General features: G+C 68.3%; 16 protein-coding genes. 7 read left to right on the top strand and 9 right to left on the bottom strand.

All coding sequences use genetic code 11. The features are described from left to right. Positions 1-6: 6 nt before the first annotated feature. The 3 genes from ABD976_RS15000 to ABD976_RS14990 form a co-directional block, all read right to left on the bottom strand. Positions 7-1,353, bottom strand: a complete 1,347-nt coding sequence (locus ABD976_RS15000; RefSeq protein WP_345363437.1) for an ester cyclase — start codon at positions 1,351-1,353, stop codon at positions 7-9. Between the two features lie 75 nt (positions 1,354-1,428). Continuing rightward, positions 1,429-2,178, bottom strand: coding sequence for an SDR family NAD(P)-dependent oxidoreductase (locus ABD976_RS14995; RefSeq protein ID WP_345363435.1), 750 nt, complete (start codon positions 2,176-2,178; stop codon positions 1,429-1,431). A gap of 51 nt (positions 2,179-2,229) precedes the next feature. Continuing rightward, complete coding sequence (locus ABD976_RS14990; protein ID WP_345363433.1) at positions 2,230-3,048, bottom strand: ester cyclase; 819 nt, start codon at positions 3,046-3,048, stop codon at positions 2,230-2,232. A gap of 172 nt (positions 3,049-3,220) precedes the next feature. Between ABD976_RS14990 and ABD976_RS14985 the strand changes: the two genes are divergently transcribed. From ABD976_RS14985 to ABD976_RS14970, 4 genes are all read left to right on the top strand, one after another. Beyond that, complete coding sequence (locus ABD976_RS14985; RefSeq protein WP_345363431.1) at positions 3,221-4,084, top strand: SRPBCC family protein; 864 nt, start codon at positions 3,221-3,223, stop codon at positions 4,082-4,084. Positions 4,085-4,184: 100 nt separating this feature from the next. Continuing rightward, positions 4,185-5,501, top strand: a complete 1,317-nt coding sequence (locus tag ABD976_RS14980; RefSeq protein ID WP_345363429.1) for a HEAT repeat domain-containing protein — start codon at positions 4,185-4,187, stop codon at positions 5,499-5,501. Positions 5,502-5,521: 20 nt separating this feature from the next. Beyond that, the gene (locus ABD976_RS14975) at positions 5,522-6,169 is read left to right on the top strand and encodes a DUF6073 family protein (protein ID WP_345363426.1); all 648 of its coding nucleotides are present in this window, start codon (positions 5,522-5,524) and stop codon (positions 6,167-6,169) included. Between the two features lie 88 nt (positions 6,170-6,257). Beyond that, the gene (locus ABD976_RS14970) at positions 6,258-7,304 is read left to right on the top strand and encodes an SRPBCC family protein (protein WP_345363424.1); all 1,047 of its coding nucleotides are present in this window, start codon (positions 6,258-6,260) and stop codon (positions 7,302-7,304) included. A gap of 135 nt (positions 7,305-7,439) precedes the next feature. On the opposite strand, the gene ABD976_RS14965 is transcribed toward ABD976_RS14970, so the two are convergent. The 3 genes from ABD976_RS14965 to ABD976_RS14955 all read right to left on the bottom strand — a co-directional run bounded on the left by ABD976_RS14965 (position 7,440) and on the right by ABD976_RS14955 (position 10,898). Further along, positions 7,440-8,357, bottom strand: a complete 918-nt coding sequence (locus ABD976_RS14965; protein WP_345363422.1) for a KR domain-containing protein — start codon at positions 8,355-8,357, stop codon at positions 7,440-7,442. Between the two features lie 290 nt (positions 8,358-8,647). After that, on the bottom strand, positions 8,648-9,943 hold the full coding sequence (locus ABD976_RS14960) for an ABC1 kinase family protein (protein WP_345363420.1): 1,296 nt from the start codon (positions 9,941-9,943) through the stop codon (positions 8,648-8,650). Between the two features lie 124 nt (positions 9,944-10,067). Next, positions 10,068-10,898, bottom strand: coding sequence for a helix-turn-helix domain-containing protein (locus ABD976_RS14955; RefSeq protein ID WP_345363418.1), 831 nt, complete (start codon positions 10,896-10,898; stop codon positions 10,068-10,070). A gap of 273 nt (positions 10,899-11,171) precedes the next feature. Here ABD976_RS14955 and ABD976_RS14950 point away from each other — a divergent pair, with 273 nt between their 5' ends. Next, entirely contained in the window at positions 11,172-11,984 is an 813-nt protein-coding gene (locus ABD976_RS14950) for a helix-turn-helix transcriptional regulator (RefSeq protein ID WP_345363416.1), read from the top strand. A 687-nt stretch (positions 11,985-12,671) separates the two neighbouring features. On the opposite strand, the gene ABD976_RS14945 is transcribed toward ABD976_RS14950, so the two are convergent. From ABD976_RS14945 to ABD976_RS14935, 3 genes are all read right to left on the bottom strand, one after another. Beyond that, positions 12,672-14,075, bottom strand: a complete 1,404-nt coding sequence (locus ABD976_RS14945; protein WP_345363414.1) for a GntP family permease — start codon at positions 14,073-14,075, stop codon at positions 12,672-12,674. A gap of 28 nt (positions 14,076-14,103) precedes the next feature. Next, positions 14,104-15,693, bottom strand: coding sequence for an N-acyl-D-amino-acid deacylase family protein (locus ABD976_RS14940; protein WP_345363412.1), 1,590 nt, complete (start codon positions 15,691-15,693; stop codon positions 14,104-14,106). Positions 15,694-15,850: 157 nt separating this feature from the next. Then, positions 15,851-17,170, bottom strand: coding sequence for an amino acid deaminase (locus ABD976_RS14935; protein ID WP_345363410.1), 1,320 nt, complete (start codon positions 17,168-17,170; stop codon positions 15,851-15,853). Positions 17,171-17,249: 79 nt separating this feature from the next. Here ABD976_RS14935 and ABD976_RS14930 point away from each other — a divergent pair, with 79 nt between their 5' ends. Then, positions 17,250-18,020, top strand: a complete 771-nt coding sequence (locus tag ABD976_RS14930; protein WP_345363408.1) for an IclR family transcriptional regulator — start codon at positions 17,250-17,252, stop codon at positions 18,018-18,020. Then, positions 18,020-18,409, top strand: a complete 390-nt coding sequence (locus ABD976_RS14925) for a RidA family protein (protein WP_345363406.1) — start codon at positions 18,020-18,022, stop codon at positions 18,407-18,409. The genes ABD976_RS14930 and ABD976_RS14925 overlap by 1 nt, the downstream gene beginning before the upstream one ends. The last annotated feature ends 163 nt before the right edge of the window (positions 18,410-18,572 follow it).

Raw genomic sequence — 18,572 nt, 5'->3', positions numbered from 1 at the left:
GGGTGCTCAACCGGCCGTCGCGCCGAACATGCCCGCGTCCGGAAACGCTCCGAGCTGGGTCAGCAGCGTGTGCAGGTCGAAGTTGAAGATCAGGTCGGTGATCTTGCCGTCCTCGACGGTGAACAAGGAGATGCTGCGGGTGGTCACCCCGCGTCCGCTCGGCTCGATGCCGAGGAAGGTTCCTCGGTGGGTGCCCGCGAACGTGGCAAGCACCGTCACGCGCTGGCCGTCGATGACGACACGCTCGATGTTGAACTGGTGGTCCGGGAACGCGGCGAACAGCGCCGCGGTGGTCAGCGATTCCTGGAGGTAGTCGCGGGCGCGGTCGACCACCAGTCCGGACACCTTGTGCAGCCGGTGCTGGTTGAGGACGTCTTGCACGAAGCTGCGCAGCACGAATCGCCCGTCTCCAGGACTACCGGTCGGTGCCACGGTGGTGGTGGCAGAGCTGAGCAGGTCCGCGGGAAGCCCGAGCCGGACGGCGATCGGTTCGAGCGGCAGGTCGAGGTCGAGGTCGACGATCTTGCCGCCGTTCAGCCGGGCGCTCAGCGCGCCCTGGACCTCGATCGGCTCGCCATCCGGCGCAGTGTCCCAGAACTCGCGAGCGAACGCCCCTCGGATCGACAACGTCGACGAGACGCGGTCTCCATCCACCGACAACTGGTCGATCGACGCAGTCATCCCATCGAGCACCGCTGAGAGGGCGATGAAAGTGATCATCTCCGTCGCCGTACCGCGGGCGTCCTGGTCGACGAGTTCGTCGATGCTGGCGAGGTTCTTGTTCTCCAGCACCTCGGTGACGAACCGCCGAAGCACGCCCTCCGGGCCGTCAGCCCGATCCAGGGCGACCGCGGGCTTGGCCACACCGAGAAACTTCAGCATCTGCAGCTCATTGCCGGTGCCCCAGCGCTCGGTCATCTTGTCGCCGGCCAGCCGGACGATGTCTATGCGCCGGGCGGACAGCTTCGTCCCGGTCGGCGGCATGCCCATGTACTGCTCGGTGTGCGTTCCGTACCACTTGCCGATGCACACGACGATGTCGCCTTCGGCGAGCTCTTCGTCCACGTCGTACCGGAAGTCGGGGAATGCCTTGGTCCACGAGGCGAGCACGGCCTTGAATCCGGCCAACGCGATGTCCTGACCCGGGTACGGGTTCCAATCGACGTAGTCGGGGACCTTCAGGTGCTCGACGGACTCGAGCTGGTGCTGGTTGAAGACCTCGTCGACCCAACGTCGCACGACGTTGAGGTTCGCGTCCCGCTGAGTGCTCACAAGACCACCTCGTTTGAAGTCGCCACCTCGGCCTGCGGGCGGCGGACACGTAACGGTTTGCTCAAAATCTACGAGCGCCACGACAGGCCCGGCACCTTCGACGTTGCTGATCCGGTTCGCCTTTGGGCACCGGTATTTCCGAATCGCTGTTCCGACTCAGTACCCGCCGGTGACGCGGACGATCTCACCGGTGATGCTGCCGTTCGCCGACGAGCACAGGAAGACGATGGTGTCGCCGACCTCGACCGCGGTCGGGAGTCGCTTGGTCGGTGTCGCGCGGACGTGCTCGTCGATCAGCAACGCGAGTTCGTCGGGGATGAAGCGCGGGTTGACCCAACCCGGCATCACCACGTTGACCAGCACCCCGTCCGGACCCACGTCCCAGGCCAGGCTCTTGGTCAACCCGTGCAAGCCGGTCTTCGCAGCGACGTAGACCGACGAGTGCGGCAGGCACCGCTCGGTCACCACACTGGACACCGTCACCACCCGACCGGCGCCAGCGGCCCGGAGGTGCGGAAGCGCCGCCTGGATGACGCGCATGGTTCCGGCGAGGTTCGCGTCGAACTCGGCCTCCCATCCGACGGTCTGGTCGAACGGTGTCGCCAGCGGCCCGGGCCCGGAATCCGGCCAGTGAATCGCATTGTTCACCAGCACATCGAGCCCGCCGGACCAGTCGACCACCGAACGGACCAGCTCGCTGGCCGCATCCGGTGCACCGAGGTCGAACGGGACGATGCGCGCCGCACCGCCGCGCTCGACGATCCGGTTCGCCACCTCTTCTGCAGCTTCCTCGTTGCGGTGGTAGGTGATCGCTACTTTCGCACCCTCCCGCGCGAAGGCGAGTGCGGTTTCCGAGCCGATCAGACTGCTGGACCCACCGGTGATGAGCACTGTGCGGCCGGACAAGCCGAGTTCCATACGTCTCCTGACCTCGATCGGACTTCCAAGCCGCTGCGGTCAATCCCGCTGCACCAACCGCCATCGGTTCCCGTCCGGGTCGTGGAACTCGGCTGCGCTGCCCTCAGCGAGCGATGTCGACTCGCCGTCGAAGACGACGCCACGGGCCTCGAGCATGGCGCGGCTGCGCACCAGGTTGGTGGTGCGGAGCTCCATTCCACTGGCTGGCGAGGAGGCAGATTCGACCAAGCGGACCTGCGCGCCACCGCCGGGCGGGGTCAGGCGGGGACGTGGGTTTTCCATCGCCCCGTTCTCGTCCGCCGTGAACCCCAGCGCATCGACGTAGAACTGCGTCGCCGCGGTGACGTCCCGCGTCCCGATGTCCACTGCGGTCATCGAACCCAGTCGAGTCACCTCGTCGTCGGCCCGGATCTCCAGAACCTCCTTGGGCAGCACACCGATCTGAACAAGCAGGTGGACCTCGTCGATCAGCCCGGTGTGCTCGATCAGTTTGCCGTCCTCGGCTCGCGAAATGTCGATCGAGCGCCACTTGGCGTGGTTGCCCGAGGCGGCGTGACCGCAGTACTCACCTTCCTGGGTGCCCTCCATCTCCAGGAACGTCACCGCGCGGTCGTTCTGCGCGATGACGTCGAGGATCCGCCAGTGCAGGTCGGGGAACGCCGACCACCAGATCCACTGGTAGGACTGGGCGATCATGTCCCGGTAGTACTTGTTCCGGCGACCGTGGTGCACGACATCGGGATGCAGCAAGTCGAGGATCGCGTCCAGGTCACGGCTGTTCGTCGCCTCGACGAATGCGATGGCCAGGTCACGCGTCTGGCGGGTACGTTCCTGGTCAACCAGGAAGTCGTCGGCCACGAGTCGCCCCTTCGCAGTTGAGAATCCCAGACCCGCCCAGGATGCGTGGGCGCCGCCGGACACACTTCTCCCCGATTGCGGCGTTCCGTTCCGCTGGACCCACGACAGGGTTTGGCGCCTTGATCGCCGCACCGCTCGCAGCCACGATTTCTCACTGGCGGACAACCCGGCGATGGAGGCCAAGATGCGAAACGATGACCGCGAAGTCGCGCCTCGCGGCAAGATCGGCCAGGGCCGCGTCAGTGTGCAGGCACACTGTGCCGCGTCCCTGCCGGAGGCTTGGGCAGCGATCAGCGATCCACCCGAGTTCGCCCAATGGTTCGGTGATCTGGCCAGGCCGTTGCGGGTCGGCGAGCAGAACCGGATCGAGTTCGGCGATGGCGACTTCTTCGACCTCATGCCGCGCCGCGTCGAGCCGCCGGAGCTGGTCTTCGAGTGGAGTTTCCTCGGGGTGGGGCGGCGGGACTTGATCACCTGGCAGTTGACGCGGACCAACTCAGGCGTGACCGTCGAGGTGCACGACTGCAACAGCAGCCGGTCGTCGGCCGAGGCCGACGAGATGCTCAGCGGTTGGACCGATTTCCTGACCCGGCTGCAACTGCACCTGCGTACGGGCGAGAAAACCCGCTACGCGTGGCGGGACGACATTGATGGGTCGGTGGAACTGGCGGCAGACGATTTCCACCCGCTGCGCGAACCCGAGCTGTACGAGTGGCTGCCCATAGCCAGCGACGGCTTCGCCCCGAGCTGGTTCTTCGTCCTCGATGGGGAAGGGCCGCGGCGGTTCCCGATCCTGGACTGGGTGCTCGAACCCGATCAGCAACTTCGCTTCGCGATCGACCTTTCAGCGGAGCGACACCACCCGGCGTGCACCGTCCAGGTTCGCGATCTCGGAAACGGAATCCGCCGGCTCTCCTTCTCCCACACAGGCTGGAACAGGTTGGGCTGGTCGGAGCAACGTTCGCAGTCCATGCGCCGCCGGTTCGCCGCGAGCTGGATCGCCGCACTCGAATCGGCCCGCAGTCGTACTCGCTGAAGGACAGCTCCGATCGGCAAGTTCGGAGAAGCCTGGGGAACGCGGCGCTCAATACCTTCAGAAGGGTTGGTACAGCTCGACACCGAGAGGAACCAGTGCAATGGCGATCGATTTGTGCAACAAATCTCCCGGGGCACTCGCCGAGAGCCATCCGGGGAGCTGGGACGACGCCGTTCCGGAACCGAAGGCGCTGGAAGACTTGGCGGCCGAGCAGACGGATGCGCTGAATTTCGCGTACCGCACCACGCTGAGCAACGTCGACCCACGGTTCGTAGCCGGCGACCCGGCCGCCTGGGCCAGCGACTTCGGTTACGCCTTGGACAAGGTGGCAATCAGGTTGGACAGTCGCAGCAACGACAAGCTGCGCGAGCAGGCGTTCCAGCACCCAGATCCGGCGATGCGCGAGCAGGCGTTGTTCGAGTATGCCGACCGGGACCACGAGGACGCGGTGGAGCTGCTCGCCGAGGCCGTGCGCACCGACCGGGACCGCCAGGTGCGGTGGGATTCGCTGTGGGCGATCGAGAAGCTCGGTGGACCGAAGGCCATCAACGCGTTGAGCGAGTTCCGCACTGACGCCGATCCGGAGATCGCCGAGTGGGCGCGGTTGTTCATCAGCGAGCTCCAGACCGGCGATCCGGCCTTCGACGGGCGTTCGGGGCTGTACACGCCAGGTCGAACCTTCGACGAGACGATCTTCCTGCTGATTCACTGTGACCTCTACGTGCGATTGGACCCGTCCAACACGCACTGGGGGAAGATTTCGCTAGCACCGCAGGGGCTAGCGCGTGTCTACGGCCAAGCACACGCTTGTCCGAACGTGGCCACCCGCGAGAAGCAACTGGTGATCGCCAAGACGATCGACGGGTTGCACGCGGACGGATCGCCGCACTGCGACAACTACCTCTTCCGCGGATTCACCGACCGCACTCGTCGCGACCGGGGCAACTTCTTCTTCGAGTCGTTGGTGCCCCGGACGTTCTTCAAGTCCGGGCAGGCCGATGATCCGAGCCAGGGCGTCAGGCAGGCCGATATCGGCTTCGCCCGCTACGGCACCTGGCACCTCGAGCCGCGGTTCCAGATCCGGGAAGAAGCGGCCATCCGGTACGTACGCGGCCGGTTCCAAGGCTGGGGCTACGTCGACCTGTCCCGGATCGCGGGCCGGGCGCTGGAAGAGGTCCTCGTCCCGGGGAACGGCGTTCTGTCCACACTGCACGATCCCGAAGTCGGCCCCATGACCAACGCCTTCATTCTAGGCACGTTCAAGGGCAAGCTCAACGATTGGGACGGCGATGGCGTGATCGACCTCAACTCGCGCGACGTCTATTCCACGGTAGATGGCGAGATCGACATGGATCAGGATGGCATCGCCGACCGGCCGGGCCTGACCTGTTGCGACCACACGGCCTTGATGCCCTGAAGCCGAAGGGACGATCAACCATGTCCACACCGATGCAGAAGCCGACCGTCGTCTATGGTCGCCCGGTCAACGTCGATGGTGTGCCGAACCTCTACTCCGGTACCGAGGTGCAGCCCTGGACCGCGCCACAGCCCGGCATCGACAACCTCGGCATCAGCTCGATCGATACGTTCGCGGTGCCCGGCGTCGGAGAGTACACGGTGCCGTTCGAAGGCTACGTACGCGTGGTGCGTTCGGAACCGACCGCGACCGAGTGGGCCAACGCCGAGGTCTACACCAACCTGATCGAAATGCGAATGTCCGGTAATTCGCCGGAACTCGGCGAGATCACGGTGACGCTGAACCCGGACTGCCTGTCCGCCGGCCAGATCCGCACCCCGTTCGATCCGTACGCCGGCGAAGGACCGTCCGCGAAGGCGTGCCGAATGGCCGTCGGAGCGATCTTCGCCATGCCGAAGCTCGGCGTCCACCTGATCAACAAGGAACCCATCATCCTGACCATCGACGATGTTCGGCAGATCCCACCGGCCGGTTCCCCCGGCAAGGGGCAGGTTTACCGGATGCTGCCGCTGCACGACATCCGGAGACCCGATGACGAGCCGGTAGCCTACGTGACCAGCCTCCGGTTCACGATGGGCGGCTACCTGACTCGGGAACAACTGTCCTGAACGGACTCTCAACGGAGGCCGGTGGTTCGCGCCACCGGCTTCCGATGCCGCCTGCTTGGTTGTCGCCGACGTGTCGAGGAGAACGCATATGAGCACCGAGCAGCCGCAGTCCGGCGACCCGACCGGCATGGCAGGGCCGGTGACCGATGATGCCAGGCTCTTTCCGCCGCTGCAGGGTCGCGCAGTCCCGGTCGCCCAAGACCGGTGGGAACGCTTGGTCAGCGCGGTCGACATCCCGCAGCCACCGGAAGCGGTCTGGGCAGCGCTGACCGACCCGGGTCGGGTTGCGCACTGGTTCGGCGTGTGCCGCGGAAACTGGGCCCGGGCCGACTGCGAGGTGATGCTCGACTTCGAGGACGGCGAGTTCTTCTGGTGCCGCATCCAGCAGAACAGCGCGCCGACGGCCGATCACCCAGGCCGGTTGCGCTACCTGTGGCGGTGGGTGGGCATTGGCCCGGTGACCTCGGTGACCTGGACCGTTGCCGCGTCCGAGGGAGGCACCTCGGTGACGGTGGTGGAGGAAGCCGTCAACCCGCCGTCCGACTGGAGGTCGTGGAACGGCATGGGATGGCCGGGCATCCTCGATCAACTCGCCGCGCACCTGCGCACCGGTACTACGTGGCGCTGGCCGTGGCGCCGGATGGGACCCTATTTGCAGGTGCCGCTACCCGCACCGCCGTTTCAGGCGTGGGAGGCCTTGACCGCGCCCGGAGCGGTTCGGCACTGGCTGCAACCTTGCGCCGGCTCGCTGGCGGTGGATGACGAGATGACCGTGGTGATGGGCGACGCCAGCGGTTGCGCCCTCCTGAAAGTCACCAGGCTGGTTGACAGCGGCCAGGAGTTCCCATCGTACCTGCCATATTTGGAGTTCGAGCTGCGCCGTCCGAGGTGGCCCGCGCCACTCGCCGGGCGGATCTGGATCGAGCCCGTCGGACTGCACGAAAGCCTGCTCCAGGTCTTCCAGAGCGGTTGGGAAGGCGTCGGGATTCCCGCCGCCGTCGTGGAACGAAGGATCCTCACCGGCTACTGGACCTCAGCAGCGGCGCGGGCTCAGATGCTGTTGCGACCACCTGGGGCCCAAGCTCCGCCGATTGGCCCGCACGGCTGGTCGCTCAGCGGAGGTGACGATGGCTGATCGGCAGGCAACAGCTCGTCGGGATGGGTCGTGACGCCCAGCAGTCAGTAGGCCGCTGGGCGTTCACGGTCCAGTACCGTTCGTGCCAGGGTCGGAGCCGGCGTCCGGTAGCCAGGTTTTCGCGACGATTTCCGCTCACCTGCGAGACCGCGCAGGGAAGGAAAGATCACCGGTGCCGACCACGGCGAGGGAGTCAGCGGGCGTGTGGGAGCGGGCGAACGACCACAGCAGCACGTCGAGTCCCGAACGCAGCGGTACCGGCGGCATCCCCATCGCCTTCGCCTGGCGCACCGCGCCCGTCCGGTGCGCCACACCGGCTCCGCTGAACAACGACCATTCGAACGCGAGGCAAGAGCATTCCGGCAGATCCGCCGCAGCAGCCACCGTCGCCCGCCGCAGCAGTTCGTTGGCCAGCGCGTAGGACCCCATCCCGCGGTGCGGGACTCGCGCCGCGATCGAGCCGAAAGTGACCAGGTTCCGCACCGCACGACGGTCCACCGCCGCGAGCACGTGGTGCATCCCCGCCACCTTGGGCTCTTGCATGGCAGCGAGGCGCGACACCGTGGCGTCGGCGACGAATCCACCACGAAACTCGCCCGCGCAATGCACGATCCCGTTCACGATCCGCCCTCCTAGCACGGAACGCACTGCGGCGCGGTCGGCCAGGTCCGCGTCGAGGACCTCGACATCGCCGGCTGCTGCCAACCTCGTCAGCATGGCGATCGAATCCGCCGCCAGTTCGGCACGAGCGATGTCGTCGAGCAGCACGGCGCGGACGCCGAGTCGTGCGCGCAGCATGCCGGCCACCCGGATGCCCAACCCGCCGAGCCCGCCGGTGACAAGCACCGTTCCCAACGGACGCGATGACATGCCCGACTTCAGGTCCACTTCGGTCCAACCGGATCGCCAGGTGCCTCCGGCGCGATCGATGACCACCTCGTGCCAGCCGGACTTCTGCTGGCCGGCAACAGCGACTGCGGCTTCGACGGCCTGCGGAGTCGCCCCGCCGGAAAGCTCGATCACCGTAGCCGAGAGACCGGGTTCCTCAGCCACCGCGCACCTGAGCAGGCTGCCACCGCCCGCACCGCTGTGCACCAGCACGATCCGGCTGGACCCGGACCGCGCTAGGGCCAAGCCCCGCAGCAGAGTCTCGTTGTGGTGCGGCTGGAACCGATCACCCAGTACGACCACAGGTACCACCGGTCCCGTACACGTCGTGGATTCGTCCAGGGCGGTCCGCAATGCTGCGTGCCCGTCGCCGATCACGAGCCACGGCCGGTTGGAGGCCCGAGCTGGCGGGACCGGCGCCCATTCCTCCCGAAGCACCTCAACCGACTTCCGGATCATCTGTTCAACGCTGGAAGCAGGGTAGGGATGGCTTCAGCCTGGAAGTCGACGTCCACATCGAAATCGTTGATCATGCCCTCCAACACCAACATCGACAGCAGCGGAAAGACGAACTCCGGTGCCGCGGCCACTCCGGAACGGCGCTGCAGTTCGAACAACCGAGTGGCGAACGGGGCGAGCCGGAAGTCACCGGCCCTGCGCCCAGCGGTCTTCTTCACCAGGTCGACGATGCCGGCTCGGAAGGCATCCAGGTCGGCGTCCGGCGGCACCAGCTCCGCACTGCGCAACACGACCTCGGCGCACTCCGGTCCGCGCCCCAGCGACATGTTCAGGAAGAACTCGGCGAACAGCCGCTTCACGTGCACCGGCAGTTCCACCACGAATCCCGCGTCGAGCAGCACGATGCGCCCATCAGGGTTGAGGTAGAGGTTGCCGGGGTGCATGTCGCAGTGCACCAGCCCGTCAACGAAGATCATGCGGTAGACGCCGTGCAAGATCTGGCGTACCAGTTCGCGCCGCTGCTCTCGGGTAAAGCTCTCCGGACCGAAGCGACGCAAACCCGGGACGAACTCCATGACGAGCGCCCCGTCTCCGCACTCATCCGGGAAGTGCCTCGGTACCAACAATCGCGGGAATCCATCCAAGTTCTGCCGAAGGGCTTGCAACGACTGCGATTCCAGGTCCAGATCAAGTTGCCGACGGATCGTGGCCGATACCTGTTCGATCATGCGCATGACGGGCACGCGCCGCATCGCGGGCAACCGTTGCACCACCCCCGCTCCTGCTGCCAGCAGGCTCAGGTCGACGTCGATCATCGTGTGCAGGCCAGGCCGGCGTAGTTTCACGGCCGCCTTGGTACCGTCACGCAGTTCCGCCCGGTAGACGCAGGCGATGCTGCCACTCGCGACCGCAGTGGTGTCGAACCGCCGGAACGGCCAGGTAGCGCGACCAGCGTATGCGTGATGCAGCGCGGTCGCTGCCTGCCGCCGCGACATCGGCCGGACCTGGTCGTGAAGCTGCCCGAGGGCATCGCACCACCTCGGCGCCAGCAGGTCCCGACGAGTACTGAGCAGTTGGGCGCTTTTGACGAAGGCGGGACCGAGGTCGGCGACGAACTCGGCCAGCCCCCGGGTTCCGTCTGTCGACGCCTGGCCGGTCGGACGGGCGATGCACCGCAGCAGAGCCCTGCCCCCGTGCCGCAAGCCCGTACCCGCGATCGCCGCCGAACGCTGTGCCACGTGGCGAGCACGCGGTTCCGTTTTCGACACCGAACGCTCTTCGCAGTACGACACCGTCGCCTCCTGGCTCCTGGCACCCGCCGGTGCGAGTGCATCGACCGTGCAACCGGCGGAACGTCGACACCCGACTCAGTTGGGCCCGCTGCCAGCAAGCCACTGTTGATCCAGGTCGCAGCGGTCACACAACCCCCGCCGCCAGTAAGATCGGCAAGGCCAGGACAAGGGGCGGATCCACCGGTGCCGACGGCCGCAACTGGATGCGCAGCGGCGTCGACGACACCATCCGGCCATCGCGGATCTGCACCAACCGCTCGGCGGTCCCCACATAGCACAGCTCTGGATCCTGCGTCACCAGCGCGTCCTCGACGCTGGCATCCGGAGCGAGACTCATCGCCAGCGCATGGAAATCGCCGTCGGGCAGCCCACCGAAAGCCGCGATCCCAGGCGACGACACGATCGCACAGGCCGCTGGCAGCTCCTGTGGAATGCCTGACCGGAACAGTCCGGCTGCCACCAACGCGCCGTCGCCCGCTCCTCCCACCACCGACCCGGCCACCTGCACTTCGAGTGGTTCCGGGAGTATCTCGCGAAGCTGGTCGAGGACCGCAGCGAAGGACTCGGCCCCGTGCCGTTCGATCGTTTGCCGGAACCGCCGCGGTGACACCCCGACCAACCTCGTGAACTGGGTCGTAAAGGTGCCAAGACTGGAGTACCCGACCTGAATGCAGATATCGGTCACGCTCATCGAGGTGCGCACCAGCAAGCGCTTCGCCTCGGCCATCCGGGCCGCCGCCAGGAATCTTCCCGGTGTAGCAGAGGTGACCATGCGGAAGACCCGGTGAAAGTGGAAGGGGCTGAGTGAGGCAGAGCGTGCGAGGTCGGGCAGCAGGTGCTTCTCACCAACATCCGCCTGCATGCAACGGACGGAGCGCATCACCGCGGCGACACGGTGATCGTCGATTTGCCGCGCGGATCGTTCCCCACGCTGGTCGGCAGGTTCACCGGACACGTCATCTCCCCAGGGCCGGCAACGCTTCTGCCGAGCTTCTGCGATCCAGGAGACCGCAACTCGACATTTGCCAATCTATCTCGCTAACGGCCCCGACGAGAGCACCCGGACGGCCGGACCGCAGGTTCCGACCAGAGTAACCGTCCGCCGAATCCGCCCGCGATACGGAGGAACATTCGCCCGTTCGGGGGGATCGAAATCGAAGTGCGCCCCACTCGGACTACGTATCCTGGGCGGTGTGACGAACCAGTACACACCCGGGAAGGATGCACGGTGACCAGGAGTGTCAACGGCTCCACAGGAGTCGACACCGAGCCGACCGGTGGCAAAATGGCGCACACCGAACCGATTTCGGCCATCTGGTATGACTCGGTCGAGCGGGCCGTCCAGCAGATGCGGGACGACCTCGCCCTTCCCCGAGATCTGTCGGATCACGCACGCGCCGGGCTGTTCAGCCCATTCCATTTTCACCGCGTCTTCCGCAACGTCACCGCCACCACGCCTGGACGGTTCCTCGCCGCGTTGCGCATCGCTGAGGCGCAACGCTTGCTGATCCGCTCCCCCCTTCGGGTGACCGACATCGCCCCGCAAGTCGGCTACTCCAGCCTGAGCACCTTCACCACCCAGTTCACCCGCCTGGTCGGCCTGCCACCGCAGCGGTTCCGCCTGCTGGCCACCGAACTGGGCGACCAGCCGCTGACCGACCTCGTGGACCGGGCGGCCACCCGACCGCCGGTCGACGGAGTGCGGGTGCTGGTGGACGGGGCGGAGGAGGGCATGCTGTTCGTCGGCCTGTTCCGCCATGGCATTCCGCAAGGAGCCCCGGCGAGCTGCGCGGCCCGTCGTGGTCCGGGCCTGGTGCGGTTGCCCCGTCCGAACGACGGCCAGTATCACGCACTCGCGGTCTGCTTCACACCGAACGTGCGGGTCTCCGACTCACTGGACTACCAGTACGATTGCCGGGCGGTCGCCGCGGAACCCATCACCTTGCCCATGGCATCGCCGGGAACGACGTTCCGACTGACGCTCCGTTCGCCCCGGCCCACGGACCCGCCGATTGTGTTGGCAATGGCACTGCTGCGCTGAATTTCACGCCGGAGCGGCCGTTCGGATCACCAGCGGAAGCGGCGACTTCCCACTTACCGAGGGGCGACGCCACCACAACTTCAACATGTGATCCTTTGTAGGACGCCCCGGCCTGCCCGGACCGTCGAAGGTCGGCACAACATCCAGCGTGAATTCGGCATTCCGCAATGCCGTTCCCAGGCTTCGATGAACGGCTTTCCGTCACTTGGCGCGTCCACCAACACACATGCCGGACATTTCCAGGATGACGCTTCCGGGCGTGCCCATTCTCCTTTTCCCTCCCATACCTGCCCGCTGGCCACACTTGCACTTTCAGGACGCGGCATGGACCCTGTGTCTCGCACAGCGAGTGGCACCCGGATCGCACCGAGCGTTGCTGCCCGCAGTCCATTCACCGCTGTTGAGTCGTGATTGCGGCAGGTAACGCCGCCAGGGAGTGCTGGAGGCTCACCCCGCAGCGGTTTCCAGTTCTCGGACCCGCTCGGATACCTGGATTGCGAAAAGTGCCGTCAGCGCCCGGCGCACCGTCAGTCCAGAGCACGAGTAAGCCGCGACTCCGCGGACCTCAGCGGAATGACGTGACCGGTAGCCGGACGGCCGGGGGCCCCGCCGTCGATGGCGAGGCCCCCGGCCGTTCCCGCGGTGGAACCCGCCGACGGCTGCCCGGAGCGCACGGTGAGCTCGTCGTCAGGACACCAGGGCGCTGAGCAACGCGGCCATGCCGAACCCGGTCAGCGACAGCAGCGTCTCCAGCACGGTCCAGGTCTTGAGCATCTCCTTGACCGGGATGCCGAAGTAGCGCGAGATGATCCAGAACCCGCCGTCGTTGACGTGCGAGGCGATGATCGAGCCCGCCGCGATGGCCACCGCGATGAGGGCGAGCTGCGGCTGCGAGTAGCCGGCGCCCACGACCAGCGGCGCCATGATGCCGCCGGTGGTCACGATCGCGACCGTCGCCGAGCCCTGCGCGATGCGCAGGCCGCTGCTGATCACGTAGGCCGAGACCAGGATCGGCAGCCCGTTGGCCTGCAGCGACCCGGCGAGGGCCTCGCCGACGCCGGTCGCCGAGAGCACCTCGCCGAAGAAACCGCCCGCGCCGACCACCAGCAGGATCATGCCCAGCGGTTTGAGCGCGGTCCCGGTCAGCGTCGAGAGCTCCGCGCCGGTCATGCCCCGCCGGAGCCCCAGCAGCCAGAACGCGAGCAGCACCGCGATGGTCAGCGCCACGGTCGGGTTGCCGATGAAGGTCAGCACCTGGAGCAGCGTGCTGCCCTCGGGCAGCGTGATGCTGCCGAAGGTGGCGCCGAGGATCAGCACCAGCGGCAGTCCGATGATGAACGCGACCACCCCGAGGCCGGGTTCGGGACGGTCCTCCCCGTCGCCGGTCTCGGCCGCCGCCAGCATCTCCTCGGGGACCGGCAGGTGGATCCGCTTCCCGATCCACGCCGGGAAGATCAGGCTGCTGACCACGAACGCCGGGATGCCGCAGGCGAAGCCCATCAGGATCAGCCAGCCCAGGTCCACGCCGAGCAGCCCGGCGGCGACCACCGGACCGGGGTGCGGCGGCAGGAACGCGTGGGTCATCGACAGCGCCCCCACCAGCGGCAGGCAGTACAGCAGGATGGAGCGGCCGCCCTGCCGCGCGGCGACGTAGACCAGCGGCGCGAGCACGAAGATGCCGATGTCGAAGAACACCGGGATGCCGAAGACCAGGCCGGCCAGTCCCATCGCCAGCGGGGCGCGCTTCTCGCCGAAGGCCGACAGCAGCTTCCTGGTGAGCAGTTGCGCGCCGCCGGAGGCTTCCAGCAGCGACCCCAGGATCGTGCCGAGGCCGACGATGGCGGTGATGTGGCCGAGGATGCTGCCGAAACCGCCTTCCAGCAACGAATCGCTGCTGGACTGCGCGGATCCGACGATCTCCTCGACGGGCAGGCCGGCGACCAGCGCGATGAGCAGTCCGGCGATGATCAGCGCGATGAACGGTTCGATCCGTAACCGGATGATCATCAGCAGCAGGACGAAGATGCCCACGGCGCACAGCGTGAGCAGACCGGCCGTGTCGTGCTGCAGCCAGTTGACGAAAGTGTCCACGGAGGACTCCTCGGGGGCGGTGGGCGGATCAGGCGGGCTTGCGCAGGGCGCGGCCCGGCAGCGCGTCGGTGCGGCGCCCGTCCTCGACGGTCGGGACGCCGTTCACGATGACGTGGGGGATGCCGGTGGCCTGCTGCCGCGGTTCGTCGAAGGTCGCGGTGTCGGCCACGGTCTCGGGGTCGAACAGCACCAGGTCGGCGGCGAAGCCCTCGCGCACGCGCCCGCGGTCGGTCAGCCCCAGCCGGTCGGCGGGCCGGGAGGTCATGTGCGCGATGCACTCCTCCAGCGTCAGGACGCCGAGTTCGCGCACGTAGTGCCCGAGGTAGCGGGGGAAGGTGCCCCACGCCCGGGGGTGCGGGCGGGCCCCGACGAGCAGGCCGTCGCTGCCTGCGGTGTGCACGCGGTGGCGCATGATCGCCTGGACGTTCTCCTCGTGGCCGACGTGCATCAGGCACGAGCTGCCGAGCTGCTCGGACAGCAGCACGTCGAAGTACAGCTCAGCGGCGGGTTCGCCCGCCCGGCGCGCGGATTCGGCGACCGAGCGGCCGACCAGGTGACCGTTGCGGTCGGGGAACCGGACACCGTTGATCTCGATCGTCTCCCAGTCGACCGGCACGCCGTGGCAGCCGTCGGACCCCTCGACCTCCATGACGTGGCGGATCCGCTCGCGCTGCGCGGGGTCGCGCAACCGCTCCAGCGTCGCCGCCACGCCGCCCGCGGTGGCCCAGCTGGGCAGCAGCGCGTGCAGCGACGTCGAACCGGGCAGGTACGGGTAGGTGTCGAGGGTGATGTCGCAGCCGTCGTCGAGCGCTTCGTCCAACATGGACAGCAGCTCGGTGGCGCGTCCCTCGTTGACGCCGAAGTTCATCGTGGCGTGCGCGAGGTGCAGCGGGCAGCCCGAACCGCGGCAGACCTCGATCATCTCCCGGTAGGCCTCCAGCGCTCCGGCGCCGTAGCTGCGGTGGTGCGGGCTGTAGTAGCCGCCCCGGGCACCGACGACCGCGCAGAGCGCGGCGAGCTCGGCGGTGTCGGCGTACATGCCGGGCGTGTAGGTCAGCCCCGAGGACATGCCGAACGCGCCCTCGTCCAGCGAACGCGCCAGCAGCTCGCGCATCCGCTCCAGCTCGGCCTCGGTCGCGGGCCGGTCGTCGTAGCCGACGCAGAGCATCCGCAGCGTGCCCTGCGGGACGAGGTAAGCCGCGTTGACCGCGATACCGCGGTCCAGCCGGTCGAGGTACTCGGCGACGCTGCGCCAGTCCCAGTCGAACCCGGCGGGGTCGTCGTTCCAGCCCGCGATCTGCGCGCGCAGGTTGGCCAGGGTGTCGTCGTCGACGGGGGCGTAGGACAGCCCGTCCTGCCCCAGGACCTCCAGCGTCACGCCCTGCGAGACCTTGGCCAGGTGGTCGGGTTCGGCCAAGACCTGCAGGTCGGAGTGGGAGTGCATGTCGATGAACCCGGGCGCCAGCACGAGCCCGTCGGCATCGATGGTCCGGCCGCCGCCCAGGCTGCCCGGCGCGGCCACTTCGGCGATCCGCCCGTCCCGCACCCCGACGTCGGCCCGCCGCCGCGGTCCGCCGTCACCGTCGACGACGTGCGCGCCACGCACGACGATGTCCATAGTGGCCTCTCCTTCTCACCCACGCCGGTGGGATTCGTTGCGCGGCCCGCGAGGCGCTCGCAGGCTCGTCGATCAGTCGCCCGATCGCCGCCGGTGCGGTCCTCGGGACGAGGTGGTGCGCGCCGCCGATGACGACGCGACACCGGGCCGGTCGGGCTCAGAAGAACGTGCGGACCAGGTCGACGACCTCGTCACCGTCGACGACCGGGATCAGCGGCCACTTGTCGAAGACCGTGCACGGGTGGGAGAGCCCGAAGCCCAGCCAGTCCCCCACCTCGACCTCGGTACCCGGCTCCACGGCGAGGAAGGCGTGCTGGTCGGCCAGCGACGTCACCCGGCACGCGCCGGGCGCGAGGTCGCGCACCGCCCCGTCGCCGGCCCGGACGACCTGCGGCTCCGGCAGGTGCTGGTCGAAGGACGCGTCGCGGCGCCCCATCGTCAGCAGCGCCAGCCCCGGCTCGGGCCGGGAGACGACCTGGCTCCAGATCCGCATCGCCGGCCGGAAGGGCGATTCGTCGCCGGCCAGCCGGTGCTCCCGCCCGAACGGCGACATCGTGCGGTACAGGCCGTCGTCGTGGGTCACGTACCCACCGCTGCGCAGCACCGGCACCACCGGAACCGGCCACGGCCCCGCCAGCCCCTCGGCGACCTGGTCGAAGTAGGCGCTGCCGCCCGCGGTCACCAGGACCTCGTCCAGGTGCGCGAAGCGGCCGCGGTCGGCGAGCTCGCCGACCACCTCGCGCACCCGCGCCATGTGGTCGTCCACGAGGGACAGATCGCGCTCGCTGAGGTCGTGCGCGGCCGCCGCTTCGTACCCGGCGACGCCGACCAGCCGCAGCGCGGGGCTCGCCGCCACCGCGTCGGCGACCTCGACCGCCTCGGCGACGGTCCGCACGCCGGTGCGCCCGTCCGCATCGCCCACCTCGACCAGCACGTCCAACGGCCGCTGCGGCGAACCCAGCGCCTCGGTCATCAGCTCGACGCCGCGCACCGAGTCCACCCAGCACGCGACGGAGAAGTCCGGATCGGCCGCCAGCTCACCGGCCAGCCAGCGCAGCCCGTGGGGATCGACGAGTTCGTTGGCCAGCAGCACCCGCCGCACCCTGAACGCGCGGTACACGCGCAACTGGCTCACGTTGGCCGCGGTGATGCCCCACGCGCCGTGCTCGAGCTGGCGCTCGAACAGCCGCGGTGCCATCGTCGTCTTGCCGTGCGGCGCCAGCCGCAGGCCGTGCTCGGCGCACCAGCGCGCCATGGTGCGCAGGTTGTGCTCCAGGGCGTCGTCGTCGAGCACGAGCAGCGGGCCGACGAAGCCGGCGCCGGAGAGCCGCGGCCGCCGCGCGAGGAACTCGCCGACGGTGCTGCCGAACGCCTCGGACGGCATGCCCTTGAAACGCCAGTCGATGCGTTCGTCGCGCAGTGCGCGCACCGCGGCTCCGTCGATGCCCGTTACCGACACGGACGCCTCCCATTGCATGTCTTGCAACGCCAGTTGCGTAGAATGATTTCGGGATGTGTAACATCCGCCGGGCAGCACGTCAACGAGGGAGAGGTGGATGAGCCAGAGCCTGGAACGCGGCCTCCGCGTCCTGACGACGCTGGCGACCGGTCCGCACACGCTCGACCAGCTCGCCGAGCGGCTCGGCGTGCACAAGTCGACGGTGCTGCGGCTGCTGCGCACGCTGGAGTCGGCCGGCTTCGTCCGCCGCGACGGGGTGCACCACTACCGGCTGGGCAGCACGCTGTTCGACTTGGCCCACCGCGCGCTGGAAGACCTCGACGTGCGGGCCGTCGCCCGTGCGCACCTCGTCGAGCTGAGCGAGGTCACCGGCCACACGGTGCACCTGGCCACCCTGGAGGGCGACGAAGTCGTCTACATCGACAAGGTGGACAGCCACCACGCGGTCCGGATGTACTCGCGCGTCGGCAAGCGGGCGCCGCTGCACTGCACGGCGGTCGGCAAGGTCCTGGTGGCCGGGCTCCCGCGGGCGCGGCGCGAGGCCATCGCGGACCGGCTGGCCTACCCGCCGATGACCGCGAACACGATCACCTCGGCCGAGGGGTACCTGGCCGAGCTCGACCGCGTTCGCGAGCAGGGCTACGCGGTGGACCGCAACGAGCACGAGGACTTCATCCACTGCATCGGGGCACCGGTCCGCGACGACCGCGACGAAGTGGTCGCGGCGGTGTCGCTGTCGGTGCCCGACGTGCTGCTCGACTTCGACGGGCTCCTCGGGCTCGTCGACGACCTGCTGCGCACCGCAGGCCGGACGTCCGGCGAGCTGGGGTGCCGGCGCGAGATCACCACCCGAAGGAAGGAACTCTGATGGCCAGGACCGTGGTCACCACGAAGAACGCTCCCACCCCGCCGGCGCACATCCCGCTGTCGCAGGGCGTGCGCAAGGGCGGCATCCTGCAGGTCTCGGGACAGACCGCGGTGAGCCCGGAGACCGGGAAGCTCGTCGAGGGCGGCGTGCCGGAGCAGACCGAGCAGTGCCTGCGCAACGTCATCGCGATCCTGGAGGCCGGTGGCGCCTCGCTGGAGGACGTGCTCATGCTGCGCGTCTACCTGACCGACGTCTCGCAGTTCGCGGAGATGAACGAGACCTACGCGCGGGTGGTCGGCGAACCGTTCCCGGCCCGCACCACGGTCTACGTCGGCCTGCCCGAGGGGCTGCTGGTGGAGATCGACGCCCTCGCCGTCGTCGGGGACTGACCCGGTGCCGCACCCGCCGGGCGCGGCCCGGCGGGTGCGGTCCACCCAGCTCCACGCGGGTCCACCATCCCGCACCGGGGTCGACGGCTTCGGCGCGACCACCACGGCGGACCGGTGGACCGCCGCAGCGCCGCCCCACCTCGGCCCCGCGAGCGCGCGGCCC

Source organism: Saccharopolyspora cebuensis, from assembly GCF_039542665.1.
GTDB lineage: Bacteria > Actinomycetota > Actinomycetes > Mycobacteriales > Pseudonocardiaceae > Saccharopolyspora > Saccharopolyspora cebuensis.
This window is presented reverse-complemented; position numbering and strand designations above follow the sequence as displayed.